Source organism: Succinimonas sp. (assembly GCF_045225735.1).
In the GTDB taxonomy this organism is placed as follows: domain Bacteria; phylum Pseudomonadota; class Gammaproteobacteria; order Enterobacterales; family Succinivibrionaceae; genus Succinimonas.
This window is the reverse complement of sequence record NZ_JBGVBR010000209.1, coordinates 1-2,231: the sequence shown is the minus strand read 5'-3', so window position 1 is coordinate 2,231 and position 2,231 is coordinate 1. Positions and strand designations below refer to the sequence as shown.

3 protein-coding genes are annotated in these 2,231 nt (G+C 52.6%); all 3 read right to left on the bottom strand.

Going from position 1 to position 2,231, the window contains the following annotated elements; translation table 11 throughout:
• Positions 1–219: hypothetical protein (locus tag ACJROR_RS07220; RefSeq protein WP_406546532.1), on the bottom strand; the 219-nt coding region annotated here is incomplete at its 3' end.
• Positions 220–434: 215 nt separating this feature from the next.
• A complete protein-coding gene (locus ACJROR_RS07215) occupies positions 435–1,589 on the bottom strand; it encodes a hypothetical protein (RefSeq protein WP_406546531.1) in 1,155 nt (384 codons plus the stop codon).
• Between the two features lie 117 nt (positions 1,590–1,706).
• The coding region (locus ACJROR_RS07210; RefSeq protein WP_406546530.1) for a low molecular weight protein-tyrosine-phosphatase at positions 1,707–2,231 on the bottom strand (525 nt) is incomplete at its 5' end.

Here is a 2,231-nt window from a genome sequence, read left to right as displayed (position 1 = left end):
AATTTCCTTGGATTCCTGCTGCTTCTGCTTAATGGCATCAATCCTGTCCTTGGCATACTCGCGGTTTTCAATGGCGAGGTCGTTCTGAAGCTTGGCAAACATCAGCTCAACACTGGTGATAGCAACTTCATCGCCACGATTGGAAGTCTTAGCAACTTCCTGAGGATAGGCGGGTTCAAGGGAAGGACAATTTCCGGTATTCATATTAACTTCTGACATTTTCGTAATCTCCTGTGTGTGGGATTTAAATTGCGTTCTGTATAGGAAACGAAACACCTGAGAAGAGGTTACAGAAAACAAATGAATTTTTTCCCGGGCTTAACTCTCAATACGAACCAAAAGCTGCGATCGCGGTGAAAAACGTTTTCATAAGACGCCGGGTTAAAGAAACTTCCGGCAGAAGCGGAGCGGGAAATTCCGCCGCCGGAACCGCATTATCTGTCCGGCAGCTTTTTCTGGCTGTACCTGTTGATCCTGCCCTCCTCGCAGCTTTCCGGATCGGGGATGAAATTCCGGATGCGAAATTCCGTCTCCCGCTGCAAAATCTCACGATCCCGGGCCGGCAGCCCTTCTGACCAGAAGGTAAAGAGATAGAGCTGTTCCGGACGGCACTTACTTGCCGGAGCCGCTCTTTTTTCCATATGGCCGGAGATCCGAATCTCCCGGCCCCGCTGCCAGGAACTGCAATTCTGAAAATCAAACCCCTCGGCATTGCCCTTGAAGGAAACCCGGTCATGACAGAAGGACTTTATCCGGGCCGGAATATCCTCCCCGTGAATACCGTCAGCGTCGTAAATCATGTACCCGAAATGATCATCGCTGCCCGGTTTGATATAGGTCTTGGCAATATGGGATATTCCTACGCCGCCGCCGTCTGCGTCATAGGTAAGGGGATAGGAAGAGGCCGGAAAAATCAGGTAACCCGCGCTGAGAGCTTCTTTGCCGGGATGATCCGTGGGCCATTCTTCTGAAACGCAGTCCTGGACACAGAAGGGAACTTCCTCCTCCCCGAAGAGCCACGGCATCCCTTCCTGGTATTCTCTGAAAAGATCCCGGTGATCCTCCGGAATGCGGCTATCAAAAAGCAGCACCTTATAGAACGTCTCGTCACAGACGGCATATCCCTCCATGGAGCCCTGCTTGCTCTGGCAATTACTGAAAAGCACTGTATCATCGCATTCGCCCTCGCAGCAGTACTCATCGCACATGTCAGGATCCTCGGGCTCTTCGGGAGGCGTTCTTTCAGCTGTCATCCCGGGACAGGAAAAATAATCCTTAACCAGATTTCGGAGCCATCCGGGATCCTTTAGATCCGAGGCTTGCCGGGGCACCGGGTACATCTCGGGATGAACCGCAAAAATCTGGTAAGCCCGGGCGCCGGATTTTTTGCTGGTAAAGACCCGGCTGAAAAAGGAGTTCGGATAACCGGAGACCGGCTCTATGACATAGTCCTGCAGGAAAGCGGCGTTATCTTCGGAATCATCTCCGGCATCGCTTTCCGCCGCCCCGCACAGCGGAGACGCGGCCAGGAAAAACAGGGGGAGGGATTTCAGGATTCTTCTCATTATTGCGGTCATCGGATAGCTCATAGGTTCCTCTTTTTCTTTTGTTTCTTTTGTTTCTTTTGTGTCTGTTGTTTCTGCTGTGATTGTGATATTGAGGAACTGAAACAGGCTCAGGCCCCTCAGAATGAATTCGCTGCAGAGCTAAACTGCCTGCGTTCTGATAAGCCCCAGGCGGCGGAAAAATGCGATAAGCCCCTGACAGCCCTCGAGCACATCATTGAAGGTTTCATCAAAATCGCCGGTATACCAGGGATCGGCAATATCCCGATCGCTGCCGGCAAAGGACAGGAGCTTATGCACCTTGCCCTCCGGATCGCCGTCCAGCATCCGCATGAGATTTCTGATATTGGCCTCATCCATGCCGATAATCATGTCGGCGTTTTTATAATCATCCCGGGTGATCCGGGAAGCCCGGTGGGGCAGCGCCGGGATGCCGGCCTGGCGCAGCCTGTGCAGAGTTCCCCGGTGCGGGCCGTTTCCGATCTCCTCGGAGCTGGTGGCCCGGGAGTCAATAAGCAAATCCTCCTGGCAGCCCAGCTGATTTATCAGGTGCTGAAAAACAAACTGCGCCATGGTGCTGCGGCAGATATTGCCGTGGCACACGAAAAGCACCCGAATTGTCATTGTTGATTGTCCAGAATTGCCGGATATTGCCCATGTCTGCAA